At 46.7% G+C, this 20,636-nt stretch carries 24 protein-coding genes; 10 read left to right on the top strand and 14 right to left on the bottom strand.

The annotated features are described in order from the left end of the window. Positions 1-75: 75 nt before the first annotated feature. On the bottom strand, positions 76-1,158 hold the full coding sequence (locus BM292_RS09295; protein ID WP_092857878.1) for a DUF2891 domain-containing protein: 1,083 nt from the start codon (positions 1,156-1,158) through the stop codon (positions 76-78). Then, a complete protein-coding gene (locus BM292_RS09300) occupies positions 1,155-1,565 on the bottom strand; it encodes a hypothetical protein (protein WP_092857880.1) in 411 nt (136 codons plus the stop codon). The genes BM292_RS09295 and BM292_RS09300 overlap by 4 nt, the downstream gene beginning before the upstream one ends. A 247-nt stretch (positions 1,566-1,812) precedes the next feature. On the opposite strand from BM292_RS09300, the gene BM292_RS09305 reads away from it, so the two are divergent. Together BM292_RS09305 and BM292_RS09310 are read left to right on the top strand one after the other, a co-directional pair. Continuing rightward, complete coding sequence (locus BM292_RS09305) at positions 1,813-2,382, top strand: amidohydrolase family protein (protein WP_177203830.1); 570 nt, start codon at positions 1,813-1,815, stop codon at positions 2,380-2,382. Then, entirely contained in the window at positions 2,351-2,575 is a 225-nt protein-coding gene (locus BM292_RS09310) for an amidohydrolase family protein (RefSeq protein ID WP_143434089.1), read from the top strand. The genes BM292_RS09305 and BM292_RS09310 overlap by 32 nt, the downstream gene beginning before the upstream one ends. 23 nt (positions 2,576-2,598) lie before the next feature. Here the strand turns inward: BM292_RS09310 and BM292_RS09315 are convergent, their stop codons facing one another. Both BM292_RS09315 and BM292_RS09320 read right to left on the bottom strand, forming a co-directional pair. Further along, positions 2,599-4,191, bottom strand: a complete 1,593-nt coding sequence (locus tag BM292_RS09315) for an ABC-F family ATPase (RefSeq protein WP_092857886.1) — start codon at positions 4,189-4,191, stop codon at positions 2,599-2,601. Positions 4,192-4,280: 89 nt separating this feature from the next. Further along, positions 4,281-4,529 carry a TIGR03643 family protein gene (locus BM292_RS09320; protein WP_092858243.1) on the bottom strand — a complete coding sequence of 83 codons (249 nt, stop codon included), beginning with the start codon at positions 4,527-4,529 and terminating at the stop codon, positions 4,281-4,283. A 100-nt stretch (positions 4,530-4,629) separates the two neighbouring features. Between BM292_RS09320 and BM292_RS09325 the strand changes: the two genes are divergently transcribed. Continuing rightward, complete coding sequence (locus BM292_RS09325; protein WP_281247510.1) at positions 4,630-5,604, top strand: benzoate/H(+) symporter BenE family transporter; 975 nt, start codon at positions 4,630-4,632, stop codon at positions 5,602-5,604. Between the two features lie 62 nt (positions 5,605-5,666). Here BM292_RS09325 and BM292_RS09330 read toward each other — a convergent pair whose 3' ends face one another. Further along, positions 5,667-8,096 carry a S9 family peptidase gene (locus BM292_RS09330; protein WP_092857890.1) on the bottom strand — a complete coding sequence of 810 codons (2,430 nt, stop codon included), beginning with the start codon at positions 8,094-8,096 and terminating at the stop codon, positions 5,667-5,669. 225 nt (positions 8,097-8,321) lie between these two features. On the opposite strand from BM292_RS09330, the gene BM292_RS09335 reads away from it, so the two are divergent. From BM292_RS09335 to BM292_RS09350, 4 genes are all read left to right on the top strand, one after another. After that, complete coding sequence (locus BM292_RS09335) at positions 8,322-8,972, top strand: glutathione peroxidase (RefSeq protein ID WP_092857892.1); 651 nt, start codon at positions 8,322-8,324, stop codon at positions 8,970-8,972. A gap of 85 nt (positions 8,973-9,057) precedes the next feature. Beyond that, on the top strand, positions 9,058-10,089 hold the full coding sequence (locus BM292_RS09340) for a bifunctional glycosyltransferase family 2/GtrA family protein (RefSeq protein ID WP_092857894.1): 1,032 nt from the start codon (positions 9,058-9,060) through the stop codon (positions 10,087-10,089). Positions 10,090-10,158: 69 nt separating this feature from the next. Continuing rightward, on the top strand, positions 10,159-10,635 hold the full coding sequence (gene mscL / locus BM292_RS09345; RefSeq protein WP_425439083.1) for a large-conductance mechanosensitive channel protein MscL: 477 nt from the start codon (positions 10,159-10,161) through the stop codon (positions 10,633-10,635). A gap of 29 nt (positions 10,636-10,664) precedes the next feature. After that, on the top strand, positions 10,665-11,801 hold the full coding sequence (locus BM292_RS09350) for a DSD1 family PLP-dependent enzyme (RefSeq protein WP_092857896.1): 1,137 nt from the start codon (positions 10,665-10,667) through the stop codon (positions 11,799-11,801). Here the strand turns inward: BM292_RS09350 and BM292_RS09355 are convergent. After that, positions 11,790-12,449, bottom strand: coding sequence for a cupin domain-containing protein (locus tag BM292_RS09355; protein ID WP_092857898.1), 660 nt, complete (start codon positions 12,447-12,449; stop codon positions 11,790-11,792). The two genes, BM292_RS09350 and BM292_RS09355, sit on opposite strands and share 12 nt — an antisense overlap. Positions 12,450-12,474: 25 nt before the next feature. Continuing rightward, a complete protein-coding gene (locus BM292_RS09360) occupies positions 12,475-12,657 on the bottom strand; it encodes a YgaP family membrane protein (RefSeq protein ID WP_092857900.1) in 183 nt (60 codons plus the stop codon). 190 nt (positions 12,658-12,847) lie between these two features. Here BM292_RS09360 and BM292_RS09365 point away from each other — a divergent pair, with 190 nt between their 5' ends. After that, positions 12,848-13,300, top strand: a complete 453-nt coding sequence (locus BM292_RS09365; RefSeq protein ID WP_092857902.1) for a hypothetical protein — start codon at positions 12,848-12,850, stop codon at positions 13,298-13,300. 73 nt (positions 13,301-13,373) lie between these two features. Further along, positions 13,374-14,291 carry an META domain-containing protein gene (locus BM292_RS09370; protein ID WP_092857904.1) on the top strand — a complete coding sequence of 306 codons (918 nt, stop codon included), beginning with the start codon at positions 13,374-13,376 and terminating at the stop codon, positions 14,289-14,291. Here the strand turns inward: BM292_RS09370 and BM292_RS09375 are convergent. From BM292_RS09375 to BM292_RS09385, 3 genes are read right to left on the bottom strand one after another with little or no spacing between them, the layout of a single operon-like run. Continuing rightward, positions 14,288-14,968, bottom strand: a complete 681-nt coding sequence (locus BM292_RS09375; RefSeq protein ID WP_092857906.1) for a dUTP diphosphatase — start codon at positions 14,966-14,968, stop codon at positions 14,288-14,290. The genes BM292_RS09370 and BM292_RS09375 overlap by 4 nt on opposite strands. A 60-nt stretch (positions 14,969-15,028) precedes the next feature. Beyond that, on the bottom strand, positions 15,029-15,631 hold the full coding sequence (locus tag BM292_RS09380) for a 4'-phosphopantetheinyl transferase family protein (protein ID WP_092857908.1): 603 nt from the start codon (positions 15,629-15,631) through the stop codon (positions 15,029-15,031). Between the two features lie 14 nt (positions 15,632-15,645). Then, positions 15,646-16,278 (bottom strand): peroxiredoxin, encoded by a 633-nt coding sequence (locus BM292_RS09385; RefSeq protein WP_092857910.1) that lies wholly within the window; start codon positions 16,276-16,278, stop codon positions 15,646-15,648. 156 nt (positions 16,279-16,434) lie between these two features. Here BM292_RS09385 and BM292_RS09390 point away from each other — a divergent pair, with 156 nt between their 5' ends. Continuing rightward, positions 16,435-17,184 (top strand): sulfite exporter TauE/SafE family protein, encoded by a 750-nt coding sequence (locus BM292_RS09390; RefSeq protein WP_245751906.1) that lies wholly within the window; start codon positions 16,435-16,437, stop codon positions 17,182-17,184. On the opposite strand, the gene BM292_RS09395 is transcribed toward BM292_RS09390, so the two are convergent. The 4 genes from BM292_RS09395 to BM292_RS09410 all read right to left on the bottom strand — a co-directional run bounded on the left by BM292_RS09395 (position 17,165) and on the right by BM292_RS09410 (position 20,625). Continuing rightward, positions 17,165-18,106, bottom strand: a complete 942-nt coding sequence (locus BM292_RS09395) for a YeiH family protein (RefSeq protein ID WP_218151680.1) — start codon at positions 18,104-18,106, stop codon at positions 17,165-17,167. The genes BM292_RS09390 and BM292_RS09395 overlap by 20 nt on opposite strands. A 32-nt stretch (positions 18,107-18,138) precedes the next feature. Beyond that, a complete protein-coding gene (locus tag BM292_RS09400; protein WP_092857912.1) occupies positions 18,139-19,005 on the bottom strand; it encodes an MBL fold metallo-hydrolase in 867 nt (288 codons plus the stop codon). An 80-nt stretch (positions 19,006-19,085) separates the two neighbouring features. Next, a complete protein-coding gene (locus tag BM292_RS09405) occupies positions 19,086-19,613 on the bottom strand; it encodes a response regulator transcription factor (RefSeq protein ID WP_092857914.1) in 528 nt (175 codons plus the stop codon). Next, the gene (locus BM292_RS09410) at positions 19,606-20,625 is read right to left on the bottom strand and encodes a sensor histidine kinase (RefSeq protein ID WP_092857916.1); all 1,020 of its coding nucleotides are present in this window, start codon (positions 20,623-20,625) and stop codon (positions 19,606-19,608) included. The genes BM292_RS09405 and BM292_RS09410 overlap by 8 nt, the downstream gene beginning before the upstream one ends. Between the last annotated feature and the right edge of the window lie 11 nt (positions 20,626-20,636).

Below are 20,636 nucleotides of genomic sequence, written 5' to 3' on the forward strand. Positions count from 1 at the left end.
CCGCTGTGCGTAAATTATGAACGAACGAATTTTTCTAAGTTAGATTGTTTGGCTATAGCCACTGCAACGACGTATCTATTTTGCTTGTGACTGATTGAGAGCTTGAATCGCAAAACTACCTAACCAGTGGCCGCCTTCGTAACTGTCGCCAATCAAGTTTGGATACGAATGAGCGAAATGCTTATCAGCTAGTGCGCGCAAGTGCGCGTACTGTGGATATGCATTAGCTAGTGCGTATAAATTCCAAGCTCGGCTGAAGTTCAAGCCATCAAGGTGAACCAACTTGCCGTCGCTACGATCACTCACTTTTCCGACCTCAAGCTGATAATTCTTATCAGCAAGCTGTGGCATAAAGTCAGATAACCAAGCGAGAAACTCTTTTTTCGGCAACACGCGCTGCATTAAACCGATTTCCTCTAAACATGGCGAAATAAAGTCATAGCCACTTGGTTCCCAGCTAATTGGACAGTTTTTATCACTCATAAAATAAGTTCTTGCTCGCGTCTCTATTAGCTTCTCGAGTTCGGTTAGTTCATTATTCACCGCATAGTCATAAGCAAAACTAAGCCCAAACGCAGTATTGCTATGTTCGCCAACACGAACCGGATAAACCAGTTGTGGAAGAAATTCCATGTAGCGCTGAACAATCACATCAACCAACGGTTGTAAGTTAGCCGAAAATTCAACCGCCATAGGGTCGTCCCAGGCTTCTAGTTCATCGGCCAACTTAAGCAACCACGCCCAACCATACGTGCGTTCAAAGGCTTTATTGATGTCCTTGCTGAAAAATTCCGCTTCGCGCAGACCATTCTCTTTGGTGAGATTACGTTTTAACACCTCACGCGCCTGCTCGGCATGCGCCATATCGGGAAACTGGCGTAGCAATGTTACCAACGACCAATAACCGTGTGCGGCGCTGTGCCAATCAAAGCAACCGTAAAAGATGGGATGATGTTGTGAAGGCTCTTTCAAATCTTCAGCACTACCGAGCACAATACCGGTTTTATATGGGTATGGGGTTTCAACACAGTGTAGCGGCAACGTGATTAATTTATCAGCTTCAGCGAGTTTTAATTGATGCGCACTCTCAGTGTTCGCTTGTGCCTGACCAATTAAACCGAAAGAAAGAAGTAGTGCCGCGGTCGTTAATTTTTTCATTGTTCTGCCTTCTTAACTTCAGAAATCATTTCGCGAAAAATTATCTTACTCCAAAACATCACTTGTTCTGGGTCATAATCAGATTTAATCGAATCATATGTGACAATCAAGGGGTGTCCTGATTCGCAGTAATCGGTCGCCTTAATACCGCCCCATCTTAATCCTAAACCCTTTACGCTGCGATTCGACGAAAGCCCTAGCCGATGACCGACTCGCTCAGTAAAACCTGCCAGGAATATATCACTGCCAACTTGCTGAGCTTGGTCACGCGACTCAAAGCACTCAAAATGACTATATTTTGGAGATGTCACGCAACCTGAGAGACATAGAACGAATGCAGCAAAGTAGTATTTCAATTCAGCACCTCGAGATAGTCCTACCAACACGATGAACATAAGGACTTCCATAATGCACTGCCTTGTAACTAATGAAAACCTTCTAATTTTGCTTTTCTGAGAATGGACTATAGTTTAACTAGTGTTCATTACCCTTGATGTAGAGGCCTTAATTATGTGGCTACGAATAACTATATTGGGAATGCTTACGATCGGTACGTTCCCCGTTTATGCGGCCTTATTTCAAGAGCAAGTTCAAAGCACTGACGAACGAATACCAACTATTAATGCGCACTTGCATGCGACGAATGAGAGAGGGATGACAGTTGAGTCTGTTCTGGCTGAAATGGATGAATACAATGTTCGATTTGCTGTTCTTTCGGGTGCAGACAATCAGCTAGCCTATGCATGGCAACGCGCGGCACCTTCGCGTTTTCGAGTTGGTGCTTCGTTTCCTTGCACCGATGGTATTTATCCAAGAATGTATCCATGCTTTGCTGAGAATGAAGGCTGGCCTGATATCAAATGGTTGGAAGCTCAGTTTGCAAGTGGCCGAATGACTGTCATGGGCGAGTTGCTCTACGTTTATTATGGCATCTCGCCATTCGATGAACGACTTCAACCCTATTTTGCTCTTGCTGAAAAAATGAATATTCCGGTTGGTGTTCATGCCGCTGATGGTCCCCCCCCGCGAGGTCGGCCAGAGGGTTGTTGTCCTAACTTCAATGCGGATATGGGGAATCCACTTTTATTGAAACCTGTACTTGAACAATATCCGAGATTAAAGGTTTGGTTGATGCACGCCGGCGAAATTCGGTTTCATAAAGAAGCTATTGAATTAATGCAAGAGTTCCCAAATGTCTATGCCGATATGTCAATTCTTAATTAGCGTCATGCCAGAATCATTACACCGTCAATTACTTAAGAACTTTATTGATGCCGGGTTGGAAGATCGATTGATGTTAGGAACAGATAATATGCCGCTTGGGGCAATTCTCAATCGACTCAACGGCTTTGAATTTTTATCCGAACAACAACGGACGAAAATTAATTACGAAAATGCGGCACGATTTTTTAACTAATCGTGCCGCCGTTTATTTTGGAATTAATCAACCTCAAGCTGACGCAAATAGTCGTCATACGTGCCCGAGAAATCGCGCATGCCGTTGTTGGTGAGTTCGATAATGCGGGTTGCGAGCGACGAGACGAATTCACGGTCGTGACTCACGAACAATAAGGTTCCGTCATAGTGCTCGAGCGCAAGATTCAGCGCTTCAATCGATTCCATATCTAAGTGGTTGGTAGGTTCGTCCATGATCAAAATATTTGGGCGTTGCATAATCAGCTTACCAAAAATCATGCGGCCCTTTTCACCACCTGACAAAATAGTCACAGGCTTTTTGATGTCATCTTGCGAAAACAACATACGGCCAAGTACTCCCCGCACCGCTTGTTCATCATGGTGCGGTTGCTTCCACTGGCTCATCCATTCAAAAACACTGATTTTTTCTTTAAACCAATCGGCATGGTCTTGGGCGTAATAACCAATGTTGACGTTTTCCGACCACTTAATGATGCCGCTCTCCGGTTGATGCTGACCAACCAAGCATTTCAACAAGGTGGTTTTACCAATACCGTTGGCACCAAGAATCGCAACTTTTTCGCCGACCTCAATCATTGCACTTAAATTGCGAAGTACATGTAACTCATCAAACGATTTATTCACACCTTCCATTTCAAGCGCTAAACGATAAAGCTTTTTCTCTTGTTCGAAGCGTATGAATGGGCTGACTCGACTAGAAGCTTTCACTTCGGCTAGCTGAATTTTCTCAATTTGTTTGGCGCGCGAAGTTGCTTGTTTCGCTTTTGACGCGTTCGCTGAGAAGCGGCTCACGAATTGTTGTAACTCCGCTATCTTCTCTTTCTTTTTCGCATTCTCATTGAGCAACTGCTCACGAGCCTGAGTGGCTGCAAACATATATTGGTCATAGTTGCCCGGATAAACACGCAATTCGCCATAATCAATATCGGCCATATGCGTGCACACACTATTTAGAAAGTGTCGGTCATGCGAGATGATAATCATGGTCGCTTGGCGTTCATTCAGCACGTTTTCGAGCCAGCGAATGGTGTTGATATCCAAGTTGTTGGTTGGCTCGTCCAGCAACATGATGTCTGGGTCAGAGAACAATACCTGTGCCAGCAACACTCGTAGCTTCAAACCTGGCGCAATTTCGCTCATCAAACCGAAATGCGACTCCAGCGGGATACCGACACCTAATAGCAATTCACCAGCACGTGATTCAGCGGTGTAACCGTCCATTTCAGCAAAGGCAACTTCAAGGTCCGCAACGCGCATGCCGTCCTCTTCGCTCATTTCTGCCATGCTATAAATGCGGTCCCGCTCCGCTTTCACTTGCCATAATTCCTCATGGCCCATGATCACGGTATCAATGACACTGTACTGCTCATAAGCAAATTGATCTTGGCGCAACTTACCGACACGCATATTGGGTTCAATGGAAATATTACCGGCCGATGGTTCTTGTTCACCACTCAAAATACGCATGAAGGTTGATTTGCCGCAACCGTTTGCGCCAATCAAACCGTAACGGTTTCCTTCACCAAACTTCACGGAAATATTTTCAAAAAGAGGTTTTGCACCAAATTGCATGGTGATATTTGCAGCAGAAATCACGTTTAAACACCCGAACAAAAAATAGGCGCGTAATCTACGTGGTTTGGCGGGAAATTACAAAGGAAGTTTTGCGTTTCAAGCGAATAAAATTAGCGTTTGTACTGCGTTGGACAATACGCCCGACTCACCTTCGGATCGCGTAACTGCAAATGCTTGGTTGTGCGCCCATTCATGCGCTTACGCCACAGCCGAAATGAGCTCGGCTTTAGTTCTTTTCGCATAAGTGCAATCACCTGCGTTTCGTTCAAATGATATAACGTATAAATTGCTTCAAAGGGGGTTCGATCTTCCCATGCCATTTCGATAATGCGCGAGAGATCGGCATCAGAAAACTTCATGCGCGTCATTCCAATAATACTCTTCAACTCTAAAATGTTTTTCTAAGGTACTTACGTCACGTTTCCGAATTTAGATGAATGTTTTTGGATAATATCGATAATTTTTACGGCATGGTCGACACCGGGAATCGCCTTACTCATCGTGGCTCTGCAAGGTGTTTCACTCGCACAAGCGGTTGGAGTGTTTATTTTCTCATCAGCGCTTATTGTGCTGTTTGGCTTAACCGGCATTTCAGACCGACTGATAAAATACATTCCGGTATCGGTAGCGGCAGCGATTCTCGCCGGTATTTTGTTGAAATTTGTTTTAGCCGTCATGCCGGCAGTTTACCAACAGCCGATTATCGCCGGTTCATTGGTGATTGCTTTCTTTGTATTGCGTTATTTGACGCCGCGATTTGTATTCTTCTGGGTTCTGCTGCTGGCATTAGGTTTACCTGCTCTCATGCAAGATCTCGATTTCACTCAGTTGTCATTTTCGATGCCAGCTTGGGTTTGGGTTTGGCCCGAGTTTGATCTGTCATTGATGATAGGGATTGGCATCCCGTTATTTGTGGTGACGATGGTGTCGCAGAACCTACCGGGTATTATGATGCTCCGTAGCAACGGCTATGCGCCGCCGATGTCGCCACTGTTAACAACCACCGGTTTAGCAGGCTTAATTCTTGCTCCGTTGGGGGCTTTCGCGATTAACCTTGCAGCAATTACAGCCGCTATCTGCCAATCACCCGACGTCGATCCAGATAGCTCGCAGCGCTATAAAGCAGCTGTTGCGGGCGGTATTTTTTACCTCCTTGCCGGCTTAGCAAGTTCAGTTATTGTGGGGTTGTTCTTAATGTTACCTGCCGCCGTAACGGCCACAATAGCGGGTTTAGCTCTATTACCGGTATTGAGTAGTAACATGTTCAAAGCCTTTAGCGACGCCGACAATCAATTGCCACCGATTTTAGCGTTCTTGACCACCGCATCTGGAACACATTTCTTCGGAATTAATAGCTCTTTTTGGGGGTTGCTGATCGGGATTGTGGCGTTCTACCTTGCACGGCACTTTAAAGCGAAACAAGCGGTAAAATAGGCCATAAAAAACCCCAATAACTTGGCAATTATTGGGGTTCTTAACTCACCGAAGATTAATTTCTATTTTTCTTCTTTTAAGTATATATCGAGCCAGCGCGTTTGCTCCCACAACATGTGGAGAATCGATTCACGTGCACGATAGCCGTGTGATTCATGCGGTAACATCACCAAGCGCGAACTTCCGCCTAAGCCTTTAATGGCTTGATACAAGCGCTCAGATTGCATTGGGAACGTACCCGAGTTGTTGTCATTCGAACCATGAATCATCAACAGAGGCTCGTTGATTTTATGCGCATGGAAAAACGGTGACATGCGAATGTATAAATCAGGGTCATCCCATACGGTCCGCTCTTCGCGCTGGAAACCAAATGGCGTCAAGCTCCGATTATAGGCGCCGCTTCGAGCGATACCCGTCGTGAACAGATCACTGTGTGCTAGCATGTTTGCGGTCATAAAGGCACCATACGAATGACCACCAAGTGCGACCCGCTCAGGATCGGTTACGCCCAAATCAACGCCCGCTTTAATAGCAGCCTTGCCATTCATGACTAATTGCTCAATAAAGGTGTCGTTGGGTTGTTTATCACCTTCACCCACAATCGGCATGGTGGCGCTGTCGAGCACCGCATAACCTTGCGTTGCTAAGTACTGAGGGCCCCAGTAACTAATGCGGACAAACTCATATGGCGAGCCAGACACTTGGGCAGCGGCAGCCGAACTCTTATATTCTCGCGGGTATGCCCACACCATGGTTGGTAGTGCCCCATCACGCTCTTTATCGTAGCCAGCTGGTAAATACAATTCAGCCGACATGGGCAAGCCATCTTCACGCTCATAAGTAATGAGCTCACGCGTAATACCTAACGTATGTGGCATTGGATGCGGGGTTTCAGTTAGCGCGCGCAGTTTGTCATCATCTAAATCACGCACGAAAAAATCTGCTGGGTCATCAACGCCCTCGCGTTGCATTAAGAACGTGAGTTCTTCGGCATCAATGATGTCGCGTGGCTGCTCAAAGTACGGAGCTTCACTGCGCCATAAGCGTTCACTCGCGCCGGAAGTTAAGTTATATCGATCAACAAATGGTCGGTCGCCCTCATCGGAAGCACCAGTGCCGCGCAGCAGTACTTCTTCACCATCTACATACAGCAGGGTGCGGCCATCTTTTTGTACGGTAAACGGCTGGCCTGGGTCATTGTAACGGTCTTCCCACGAACGCTCCCATACCAGTTTCGGTTCAGCTTTGCCGGTACCATCAACCAACCAGAGTTTCTCGTCACGATCAGCCCACCAGCGTTCCCACACCAGCATGGTGTCTGCGTCGGCCGCTAACAAGCGCGAATAACGCTTGGTTAAATCCAATAACTTTTGCGGCTCTTGGTTAAACGGCGCAGCTTGTTGATAAACGCGATCGCGAATCTCAACGTTCACCGCTGGATCACCTTGGTCGGCGGCTTCTGCCCAAACTAAGGTGGCATCCGCGTCGTTACGCCAGCTAATCGAGCGGCGTCCTTGTTCAACAGCGTCAAAAGCAATCGGTAAGTTATCGGCTAGCGGTTGTTCAGCAACGGTATACACCGCTTTACCGCTGGTATTCCAAACCTTTGTGGTGACTGGGAAGCGATACCAAGGCACTGCATAAGAATACGGACGCTCAATATTCGCAACCAGTAAAAACTCGTCGTTTGGCGAGGTGCTGACACTGCGATAAATTGCTGGCTCACCCAATGCTTTCGTGCGGCCATTTACGCCAACAAAGCTCACTTGGCTGGTGAAATAGTAATCAAATAACAATTCATCTTGTTTGTTTTGAAGCAGATCTTGGTACGTACGCCCCGGTGCGCTACGCCCCATACTTTCAGTAATCACCGGGCCGGTAGGAATGGTCTTCAACGCCGGTTTTTTTAGACCATCGGCAACAGTGTAGGTATATAAACCAGAGCTGTCGTGACGCCACTCCAACATCGGCCCCCATACTGCATTGAGCGACTGCTTGCTAAGACGTTTTGCACGCGCTTTTTCGACATCAACCAGCCACAGTTCAACTTTATCAGCAGTCATTTGGGCGAATGCGACATACTCACCGTTCGGTGCCCAGCTTGCGCCAATAATTTTGAGCTCTTCTGGTAGTCCTTTAATACGCAGGTTTTCACCCGAAGCGACATCAACAAAATTGAGTGAACTAATATAACGGGCTTGGCTGACGGTATAATTTGCTGGGTTAATGCGTCGTCCCGCAAGTTTCAACTCGTCAGCTGCCACGTCCGCAATACTTGGTAACGCCGGATAATTCATCACCATGAGCAGTTTGCCGTTCGGGCTCAAACTACCGCCTGGCGACGGCGCTGCATCCACAATATCAATCAACGCTTGAGTCGGTTGTTGATAATCAATTTTTACTGGGTTGGCATCAGCCGGTGCAGTACTTACTAAAAACGAGCCAAGTCCCAGCGCCAATACCAATGCATTCAATGCTGAAGGTTTGTTCATAAACAATGCCTTTTAATTGTCATAAATGTTGCTATCAAGTTAACACAGTTTCGTCACTGTCGACTTTTTTCGATCGCAAACATCATGTGTTTCAACGCATTATTTCGAACTTGTATATTTTTCATCGCGTGCGCAGTGATCGTTTTTAGGTTGATGTCGCTATTAGATACATAACGTCGTAAGGTGTAGTCAATTACTTATCATTTTGTTGTGGAGCTTTTTACAATGAAGCAGCCGATTAAGTCTAGAATTGCAAAACCTGTCGCCTATATCGCAGCCGCGGGCATCGCAGGTGTCACTTTATTCTCCGCCGTCGCCGGTGGTACACAGCAAGAAGTAGCAACCGTGCAACGCGCTGCTCAGAGCTTTGAAGCAACCGATAAGGGCTGTCTGGCAACCTTCGACCATAGCATGCGCGCATTGCATTCAAAGGATAATCACAATCTTTGTGAACTGACCGAAAATCGCGTGGTGATGGTGGTTAATACAGCAAGTAAATGTGGTTACACCGGGCAGTTCGAAGGGCTTGAAGAGCTCTATCAAACTTACAAAGACGAAGATTTTGTTATTTTAGGCTTCCCTTCTGATTCATTTCGTCAAGAACATAATGACGAGGAAGAAACAGCTACCGTATGTTTTGTGAACTTTGGTGTGACCTTCCCAATGATGGCAACAACGCCAGTGAAAGGTGACGACGCCAACGCTATATTCAAAGCGCTCACCCAAGCCACCAATCAAGCGCCTGGTTGGAACTTCCACAAGTACATTGTTTCCGCAGATGGTAAGCAGGTCACAAGCTTTCCAAGTAAAGTGGAACCGATGGATAAAAGCGTGACCGACGTAATTGATCGGTATTTAACCTCAAGCGCGGAATAAATGAGCGTTTCTAGGCGCTTTTATTGCACTCGCTTCGGTTTGTCGTCATTATCTAAATAACCACAAACCGAAGGACGAGGACTTTGTGCCAAAACCAGTCATAGTTATTCCTGCATATAATCCAGACGACGCCTTGCTCAGCCTCATTGAGGCACTGCAGCAGACACCACAACACTATGACAGCATCGTTATCATTAATGATGGTAGCGATAGTGCCGATATATTTGAGCAATTACCTCAAGCTGAAAACCTATACCTACTCGCGCATGAGAAAAATCAAGGCAAAGGTGCCGCCCTCAAAACCGGATTTCAATGGATTCTTGATAATAAGCCAACCTGCGCAGGGGCTGTCACGGCAGATGCCGACGGCCAGCATCTACCTTATGATATTCTCCAGGTTCTAAAGCACTTCACTGACTCACCTGAAGCACTCTGGCTTGGAAGCCGTAACTTCAAACATAAAGGCATTCCGTTTCGATCATGGCTAGGTAATACATTTGCTCGTTATACCTTCCGGCTTGGATTGCGCATTAATGTTCCAGATACTCAAACTGGGTTACGCGGTATCCCCTCGAGTTTATTTGGAGCATTAGTGAATACACCAAGCGATCGCTATGAATTTGAATTAGACATGCTGATTCTAGCGAAACAACAAGAGATTTCTTTTCGCTCGGTAGAAATCACGACGGTTTATGAAAAAGGCAATGCCAGTAGTCATTTTCGACCGCTGCAAGATTCCGCCATAATTTATAAAAAGTTTTTGAAGTTCTCCGGTGTCGGTATTGCTTCCGCAGCACTAGATTACGGTTTGTTCGCACTCGTTTATGGACTCACAGGGGAAATTCTACTTGCCATTGCATCGGCTCGGTTAGTCTCCGGTATTTTTAACTTCACCTTGAATCGGCAGTGGGTATTCGGAAAAGGTAGCTCGCTTGGCAGCGATGCAATGAAATACACAACGCTTGCTGTCGTGCTGGTTTTGGCAAATTACCTGCTTACCAAAACATTTTTCGCGGTCGGCGTATCACCGTTTATTGGCAAACCTGTTGCCGAAATCGTTGTCTTTTTACTGAGCTATGGCTTACAAAAGCGGTTGGTCTTTAAGCGCAAGGAATAACCTGCGCCAATATATTTCTTTTCGCTGATTTATCGCCTATAAGATAGGCATTAGTCATAACAATGGGTTATGGCTAGATACAGTGAGATGACGATTATGTTGAATGAATTCAAAAAATTTGCCATGAAAGGTAATGTTGTCGATATGGCTGTAGGTATTATTATCGGCGGTGCTTTTAGTACGATCGTGAAAAGCTTTGTTGCCGATATTATTATGCCACCGATTGGCTTGTTGTTAGGTGGTGTCGATTTCACCGATATGTTTGTTGTACTGCGCGCTGGCGTTGAAAATCCTGGCCCGTATGTTGCGTTAGCCGATGCGCAAGCCGCCGGAGCGGTGACCGTGAATTACGGCTTATTCATTACCAACACGATTAGCTTTTTGATAGTTGCCTTTGCTGTATTCTGGCTGGTAAAAGGCATGAATAGCTTGCGTACAAAAGAAGAACCCGCACCGGTCACGACCAAAACCTGCGAGTTTTGTGCAACAAGTATTCCGTTGGCAGCCAAACGCTGTCCGGCTTGTACCTCGGAGTTACCATCGTAACGAGTTTTTGAGATAGATAGGTTGTATCCATGACTGATGTTGTGCCGTGGCTTGAAACTGAACAAACGCCTTTTTTACTCATCGACCAACAGCGATTTTTGACCAATGTTGAGCGATTACAACAACGTATTTCGGCGCTTGGGTGTCAACTACGGCCGCATCTCAAAACTTTACGTGCAGTCGATGCCGCACGTTATATCTTGCCCGATTTATCATCTCCTGCGACGGTTTCAACGTTGGCCGAAGCGGAAGCATTTGCTGATGCGGGGTATACCGACCTACTTTATGCTGTGGGCATCAGCGCGAATAAATTAGACAGAGTGCGAGCGTTGCTTGAACGTGGGGTGCAGTTGCACATTTTACTCGATAGCTTAACGCAAGCTGAAGCGGTCATTTCTTATGGACGCCAGCATGATGTCGTGTTTTCTATTTTCATTGAAATCGATTGTGATGACCATCGCGGTGGTTTGCCCCCGACCAGTCCATTGATTGGCCACATTGCACAACGACTTCATCGTAACGGCATGACGATAACGGGAGTGATGTCGCATTCAGGTGGGTCATACAGTGCCAAGACAACAGCCGAAATTGTGCAGGCTGCAGAGCAAGAATGTGTGGCAATCCGTCAGGCCGTAGCGCAGATTCGCCAATTCGGAATAGCCTGCCCAATTCTGAGTGTTGGCTCCACGCCAACAGCACATTTTGCAGAAGATCTCAGCCAGATAACCGAAGTGCGAGCTGGCGTTTACACCACGTTTGATCTGGTGATGTATAACCTTGGCGTGTGTGCTCTAAATGATATTGCGATGTCCGTTGTCACGACAGTCATTGGGCACAATGCAGAGAAGAACTGGGTGTTAGTCGATGCTGGTTGGATGGCATTATCACGCGACCGTGGCACCGCCTCGCAGCATGAGGATTTTGGCTATGGGCTTGTTTGCGATGAGGGTGGTGTACCGTTACAACATGTTTGCGTCACTAAGGTAAATCAAGAACATGGCGTCATTGCACTACCCGATGGCCGCACAGTGCAAGAGTTTCCAATTGGAACTCAATTACGGGTATTGCCAAACCATGCCTGCGCAACAGCCGCCATGCACCAGCACTATGTGGTGCTGACGGCGACTGGAGAGCGTGAGGTTTGGCCGCGGATTTTAGGTTGGTGACACCGGTAGGTGACCGGTTTTGACGTATATAATCGTTTCCTGCTCAACCAAGGGCGTGTGCATACTCATGTGCGGACTACGTAGCCAAGTACCCGCTGGGTAACGGCCATGTTCGTCGATGAACTCACCACTAAGCACCAGAATTTCTTCACCACCAAAATGCCGATGCGGCTTGAATACCTCGCCGGCTGGCCATTTCACCAATGCACAATGCTCGGTTTCGTGACTATGCAATGGCATCACCTGCAGCCGCCCCTGCCCTTGTAGCCAAGGCGTGCTGTTAGTATCAATTCGCACAACCTCACGGTCAGTTTCAGCAAATTGATGGAGTTTAACGAACAGCGTACAGCCGTTCTTGCTGTATGGCGCATGCGACGAGCCTGGCGGATTACGAATATAAGTACCTGCGGGGTAGTCGCCGTTTTCGTCTGAAAACACCCCCTCAAGCACAAAAATTTCTTCGCCAAGCGGGTGTTGGTGTGTTTGAAACGAAGCGCCAGGTTCATACGTCACAATACTAGTTGCACGGCCGCGCTCTGCCTCTTCGCGTTCAAGCGGCTTACGCAACACCCCACCAGCAGGACTTTTAACCCAATCTTGCTCAGCGCTTCGAATCACCGCACGCTGTGAGAAATCCATATTTAACATGGAACTGCATTCTCCTTGTTACGACTTATTTTACTGAACAGGTATTAATTCCAAGTACTTTGTATAAGCCACAAAAACGGAATATACCGGTTGCTAACACGATAGCACCAAGAATCCACCACATATTTCCGGCAGATACGCTCCATGCAATCAGTGCAATACCAATGATAATTCGAATAATTCGATCTGGGGTACCGACGTTAACCATAAAGCCTCCAATGTTTTTTAGTTATTACTAAATAAAGTAGACAATAGATCGCTGAAAGAAAAGAATTCTGCGAAAGCCTTCGATCATTTGTTTCTCGTCATTAAAAAAGCGTAAAGAATTCGGTATTCCTTAAAATGCCATCTATACTTCATTTTTGCTTTTTCTAGTTTTTCGTTACGGAGGTAACATTATGAATTACTTAAAAGTATTGATGGTTATTGCGATGGCTACTCTATCAACTTTAGCTGTTGCACAACAGGATAAAGCAGCCGAACAGGCTCGCGAGCAAACCAAAATGATGGATCAGCAACATCGTGAAGCGCGTTTAGCAGAAATGGCGGAGATGCGTGAACAACGTAAAGCCGACATGGAGATGATGAAGCGCGACCGCAAAGCACAAGCTACGATGATGAAAGAAGATAGTAAGCTCTTGCGTGAAATGCATCGTGAAGAAGAAAAAGCCTTGCGCGAAATGCACAAAGACGAAATGGAAATGATGCAAGAGATGCACAAGGAAGAGCGCGAAGCCTATAAGCAAATGGAAAAGTCTGAAAAAGACCGTGCGAAAGCAATGAAAGATCGCATGAAAGACAACGATAAACGTAAGAAAAAAGACAATAAAGACGATAATGATGATTACTAGTTGATGGAATCATTCACTTAAAACATGGTCATAAGAAATACCATCAGTGTTTATAAAGTGAAGGATTCTAAAAATGCGTTTGATTCATGCATTATCGGCGCTGGGTAGCATGATTGTTTTAACAGCTTGTGATAGTTCGCCGCAATCGACCAATGTCAGTTACGGTTGCGGCGCACTTGATGTACAGGCGACCTATTCTTCAGAGCACGTCGAACTCAAGTTCGGCGATCAACGCGTCAAGCTCGATGCGAAGAAAAGCGCATCGGGCGCCCTATATTCAAATCAACAGCGCGAACTCGAGTTTTGGAATAAAGGCTCTCATGCCCAGTTAACCATTGCCGGACAAGCGTATCCGTTGTGTATTGATAAAACTGAGCTTCCCCAACAATTTAGTGCGCGCGGAAACGAGCCATTCTGGCTCGTGCACGTTAATAATGGTAGCGCATCGCTTCGTCAACCTTCCGGCGACCGCGATTATCCACAGGTGGATATTTCTAAGGTCAGCGATACCAGTGACAATACTTGGGAGGTTAAGCTTAAAGAAGATGAAACGCTGCATATTTCAGCCACAGTTTGTCAGGACTCTATGTCCGGCATGCCGTACCCCTTTACGGCCAAGCTAAATCGCAATGGTTCCACGTTCGGCGGCTGCGCTGGTGAGCCGCATCGCCTTATTACCGGCGTTTCGTGGCAGTTGCACGCAAGCGCACTGGAACAAGCTCCCAGCATCCAATTTATGAGTGACAATGTCGTGTTTGGTTACAGCGGCTGTAACCGATTTCAAGGTGAGTATCAGTTAACTGGAGAGGGGCTCAGCTTTAAACCGCTAGCAGCAACCAAAATGATGTGCGCGCCAGAGCAAATGGACGCTGAACAAGCCATGTTCGAAGCACTCGATAAAATCACGCACTTTACCGTTGGAGATAATGGCAACACGTTACAGTTGCGCAACAACGAAGACACGTTGCTGCGCTTCATTAAAGCATCCTAAGCGACTTGCTCGTCATAATGACTGAGTAATAAGTGTTGAGCTTGCTGCAACGGTTGTGGCGCATTGATAATGGCATCTTCGTGCGCCTCTAATAACTCCATCATCACTTCATTATCTTCACGGCCTTGCCACATTTTAATGTAAGTACCCTGCTTATAGCCGCGCTGTTGGCGTAAATTATTGAGGGCATTTTTACCAATGTAGGTTAAATAGACGGTATTGGCATCGCCATAGGCGTCGATAAGTGCTGCAAATAACTTCGCAAAGAACGACGTACCGCACTGCAATGCCTTTTGCGCATCGCCATCTTTCGCTAACGCAACCACGATTTCTTTACCATCACTTATAGTTTCACCGCTGGTGGCGCCTTTGAGTACCAGTGCCGCGACTTCTTCTGCGGCTTGTTCGTGGTTTAAACCTCGTGCACACGCATTCTCTACCGCATCAGAAATAGCAAAATGAAGAATATCGATAAGTTCCATATTGGCTTGCGCCCAGTCCGCCGATTGCTTCTTCCACCATTTATATGCGGTGTGCTCAAAATACTCACCCAACTCAACCAAAATCGCTTTGACGTCATCACGTTTAACTTGCGGGTTTTCTGGGTACGACGGGTCAATAACCTGATTAAATGCAATTTGCATTTCAACCAGTTGCTTCGCTTGTTCTGGGGTCATAGCGCTCTCGTTAATGGCAAATAGTTTCAAATTAATAATCGCAAGATTACCATTGAAGACTTAGCTGGGAAAGCGTTGAAAGGTTACCGGCTCGGAAAATTTCGGGGTGTAGCAACAGAGCATAAAGTCGTCGTGTTGCTCATGTTTTGCATCGTGTTGGTAATTGGCAACCGGTCGCTTTAGTGTTTGCAATAACAACCCCTGCTCGGCTTTGGTAACCGCCTCAGCAAGTGTCCAGCGTTCAAAGAAGCGATGCCAATTTTCAGCAGATAAATCTGCAAAAAAGCCATCTTGATAGTTGGCAACAAGCTCAGCTAAACGCTTACGGGCTTTTATTCGTTCGACATCAACGCCAACAGTAAATTCAGGGCTAGCTGCGACTAGGACGGCACCTTTGGTATGGCTAATTGAACATTGCCAGACTTGCCCACCAACCGTGAGCAACGGCGCGCCATTCTCTTGGCGAGTAATCGATACAGCGCCTGCCGCGCAATGCCAGGTATTGCACACTAACCAACGTAATAAGCCACGCCCAGCAATGAACTGCTGCTGACGTGGCTCCTGCTTATACGTATGCGCCGCTTCTCGCTCAGCTTCAGTGACCCACGCATCGAGCGCAGGCAACAGGGTATCAAAATCTGTTGAGTAAGCAGTCGCAATCATTCATCAGTCAAAGGTTATTTGTTTACGCTAGTGTAACGCAAATAAGGCTTCACCGTTTTAAAACCTTGCGGGAATTTTTTCTCCGCAGCCTCGTTCGATACACTTGGTGGAATGATCACGTCGCCACCAACTTGCCAGTCGGCTGGGCAAGCAACACCGAACTGATCGCCCGTTTGTAAGGCGTCGATAACACGCAAGATTTCAGTAAAGTTACGACCTACAGCCATTGGATAAGTCATCGTCAGGCGAATTTTGTGGTTCGGATCAATGATAAACACTGAACGAACTGCGGCGGTTTCACTTTCACCTGGGTGAATCATTTCATACAACGCCGCTACCTTTTTGTCTTTGTCTGCGACAATTGGGAATTGCAGGTTCGTGTTTTGTGTTTCATTCACGTCGTTGATCCAGCCTAAGTGCTCTTCAACCGTATCCGTTGATAAACCCAAAGGTTTCACGCCGCGCTTTTCGAATTCGCCAGCTAATTGCGAAGTACGACCCATTTCCGTGGTGCACACTGGGGTGTAATCTGCTGGGTGACTGAAGAAAAATACCCATGAACCTTTTGACCATTCATGAAAATCAATTTCACCTTTCGTGGTGTCAATTTTAAAGTTCGGTGCGATATCGCCAATACGTAATCCCATTTTTATATCCTCATGTTTTATTTCGTAATAAACTAAAATAGTTGTTAAGATGACTTCCTGCAAGTATAGACTGTCGATGTGTGAAATCGTTTTATTCGATTGCTAACTAACTTAAATGAAACGGTTATATCAATACACTTTAGAGGACTCGTGCACATGATTCAGGCAATCATTGGAGCCATATTAATTGGTTTGAGTTTGGGAATATTTGGCTCGGGTGGTTCGATCTTAACCGTTCCCGTACTGCTGTATCTCGTCAATATGCCCGCCAACCTAGCGATTGCCTCGTCGTTGCTGATTGTTGCATTTATTAGTTTATTCGGTGGTTTGCTCAGCGCACGCAAGAAAATAGTTTCGTGGCCACATGTTTGGCTGTTCGGGATACCCGGTATGATTGGCGCCTATGCCGGGGCTTGGGTCGGAGCCGCCGTTGATAGCCGTATTCAGTTGCTCGTATTCGTTGTGCTAATGGCGATTGCGTCGGTGATGATGTGGCGCGGTCGTAGCGCCAGCGAAACACTGAAAGATGTGAAAGTTGTTCGCGTTATTATTGACGGTTTAGTAGTTGGCGCAATTACCGGTTTCGTTGGTGTTGGTGGCGGCTTTTTGATTGTGCCTGCGTTAGTTTTATTGGGTGGCGTACCGATGGTACTCGCCATTGGCACAAGCTTGATGGTCATCGCGCTAAAATCGTTTGTCGGGTTTGCAAAATACTTTACTGCCCTTAGTGCGCAGGGGTATGAATTCGATTGGACGATTATCGCCATTATCTCCGTCGCAGGTATTTTCGGAAGTTACGCCGGCGCTTGGGTTGGTGCACGCCTACCACGCCAGAAGCTGCAAAAAGCGTTTGCCGTGTTTCTCATTTTGATGGCGATATTCGTACTCAGCCAGTCGGTACTGTAAGCCATAGTAACGACATTGTTGCTATCACTACCCACAACACAATCGCAAGAAGCAGCGGGCGCCAACCTGCTGCTTTTAGCCGTTCCAGCGTGATACTTGCACCAACCAAATATAAGCAGAAGACTAATAACTGCTTACCTAGATTAAATGTGACGCTATAAAGCGCATCAAGTTGCGGAAGTATCGTTGCCAACAGCATGGCGGCAATATAGCCAGCAATAAACCAAGGGACAGTAATGCGTCGCTTGCCGCCGGTTTTGGTCATACGTTGATAAACCATCGCAGAAACCAGCGCCAGCGGAATAATCCACAGCGCGCGGGCGAGCTTTAAGGTGGTTGCAACTTGTAATGCATTATCGCCATAGGCCTGAGCTGCACCAACCACTGAACTGGTATCATGAATCGCAATCGCCGCCCAAGCGCCGAACGTTTGCTCGTCTAGACCAAGCGCATGCCCTATCAATGGAAAAATGAGTAACGCAATGGCATTCAGTGTGAATACGCTAGCAAGTGCTAGCGCCATCTGATCGTTGCGAGCGCGGATAGCCGGTGCGACTGCAGCGATTGCACTGCCGCCACAAATAGCTGTGCCGGAGCCTAATAGATGGCTAGTAACGGTATCTATTTTAAACAAGCGACCGAGAATTAATGCCAGAGTAATGGTGACAATGATGCTCACGATCATGAGCGCGAAATAATCGCTAGTAACCTGCCACGCGACATCGAGCTGAACGCCGAAGCCCAGTGCGACAATAGCTATAGCCAGTAACTTTTTTACCCAGACACTGGGCTGAACCTGCGTTGGAATTGCCTGAAAGTGCGCCATCAATGCGCCGAGAATTAATGCAAAGGGCGCACTAATCCACGGCGTAAACGTTAAGATGCCGACCAGCCAAAATAGTGCCGGTTTTATATTCGTCACAACTCACCTTTTCGGTGATGATTGATACCCAGTTAGAGTTGATCAATCGGCAATTTTAAATACACCTTGCCGTCTGCGTCTGCTGGCGGCATGTGCCCCGCACGAATATTAACTTGAATCGACGGTAAAATCAGCCGTGGCATCTCTAATGTGGCATCACGTTCTTCACGCATTTTCACAAATTCAGCTTCGCTTACGCCATCATGTACATGTTTGCTGTGCTGGCGTTGCAGTCTCACGGTTGTTTTATATTCGTGCTCGCGTCCTGGGGTTGGGTAATCGTGGCAAATATAAATTTCCGTCGTTTCAGGTAATGACAGAATCTTTTGAATCGATTGATAAAGTGTGCTGGCGCTGCCACCGGGGAAATCACAACGCGCGGTACCAACATCCGGCATAAATAACGTATCGCCGACAAAGATTTTCTCTTCATCAACAATGTAACAGAGGTCAGCTGGAGTATGCCCTGGCGTATGCATGACTCGAAACGTCATTGAGCCAACTTTGAAAGTCTCACCGTCCTTGAATAAATGATCAAATTGGTGCCCATTCGGTAAAAACTCTTTTTCAAGGTTGAACACATCTTTGAAGATTTTCTGCACGTCTTTAATGTGTTCGCCAATACCGATGTGACCGCCCACCTGTTCTTTCACAAATGGTGCAGCAGACAAGTGATCGGCATGCGCATGCGTTTCTAAAACCCAGGCTACCTGCAAATTTTCGGCTTGAACAAAATCAACCAAGCGCTGTGCACCACGAGTACTCGTGCGACCGGACTTATAGTCAAAGTCTAATACTGGGTCGATGATAACCGCTTGCTTCTCATCTTCGCGATAAACCACATAGCTAAATGTTTCGCTGTCATCGTCCAAAAATGCTTTCACTTGTACTGCTGACATGACTTAACCTCATCAAGAAAATTGATTAATTTAGTAAATACTAAACTAGTTTTCACGCAGATAAAACCCATCTCGATTGATCACTGCTTGATTGGTGAATGCTTGCTGAGTTTGCGCTGCAGTGTACGACGGTGCATTCCGAGCGCCCTCGCTGTCGCTGAAATATTGCCCTGGTGCTCTTGCATTACCCGTTGAATGTGTTCCCACTCCAGCTGCGCAGGCGTCAGCGGTTGAGCGCTAATCTCCGGCGACAACGTATCATCGGTGGCCAGCGTCTGCAGCAGAACCTGCGTTTGAATCGGTTTCGCCAGATAGTCTGTTGCGCCCGCTTTAATTGCCGCGACAGACGTAGCGATACTTGCATAACCAGTGAGAATCACTAGATTTTTCGGTAAAAACCGTGCTTTTAACGGCTTTATTAGCTCTAGACCGTTAGTATCACCGAATTTTAAATCAAGAAGAATATGGTCGATTTCTGTGTAAGGTAGGGCCGCCAATTCCGTCATTGTGGCGGCAGTTACAACTTTATAATTTGCACGCTCTAAACGGCTACTTAACGCCTGCAGCAAGTTAATATCATCATCAATAATCAATACAGTATCAGTCATGACGCACCGCCACCGGCATATTAATTTCGGTTACGGTATACCCTGCCTCGGCGTGCCACGAAACCGTGCCGCCGAATCGTTCAAAGGTGGCATAACTAAGCATGGCGCCAGCTCCAACACCGCGACTACTTGGCAAAAGCTCCCGCCCTAACCCACGCTTTCGCGGGGCATCTAACGGCTCGCCTTCATTACGAATAATCATCTGCCATGTGTTCTCTACCACGCGCGTTTTGACATCAATCTTTGAATCCAACGGTGCGGCATCGGCAGCGTTATGCAATAAGCTCAAAATAGCGGGTATTAATGTTCTATCTGCCTGAATGATACATCCTGGTTGTTCATCATCATGCCAATGCACCCGGATATCTGGGCGCGCAATTAAGAGCGCATCACGTACCTGTTGTACCAGCTCATTAACTTGCAACTCAAGTACGCGATGGGTGCGCACATCCTCGGCAACTTGGCGCCAATCTAACAATAAATTATGAATTCGTTTAATTTGCTGCTCGGCACGTTGCAAGTCCTCGTCATTCGGATACTGTTGCCGCACATCTTCTAGCATAAATTGAATGGTCTGAATGGGTGTTGCTACTTCGTGACTGAACTGTGCGGCCGCAGTACCAATGGTGACAAGTTGTTCATCGCGATGTTGGCGTTGATGCAAGGCTCTCAAGGCTTGCTGTTGCCGCACAATCCGAATACGTAAAATATGTAGCGTGACACCAAGCAGCAATCCGGCGAACATTTGACCATACACCATTGCCCTATAGTGGGTATCCATCTGATGATGAGTAGGTAGTGGTGCTTGCAGTTGCAACCACTGTCCTGCTACACCAATCAGGATCACCAGCCAAGCTAACCGAAACGGCAGAAGTAACATTGCCGCAGCCATCGGTACTAGTATGAGCACGGCATAAGGGTTCGTTGCCGCGCCATTGAGCCAAATAAAGCTGTTGGCAAGCACGGTAATCATTAATAGAAAAACTGCCGTCAAAATATCCCGAATGGTCAAATGCTTTAGCT

Origin of the sequence: Pseudidiomarina tainanensis, from assembly GCF_900115255.1 — a bacterium.
GTDB classification, from domain to species: Bacteria; Pseudomonadota; Gammaproteobacteria; order Enterobacterales; family Alteromonadaceae; genus Pseudidiomarina; species Pseudidiomarina tainanensis.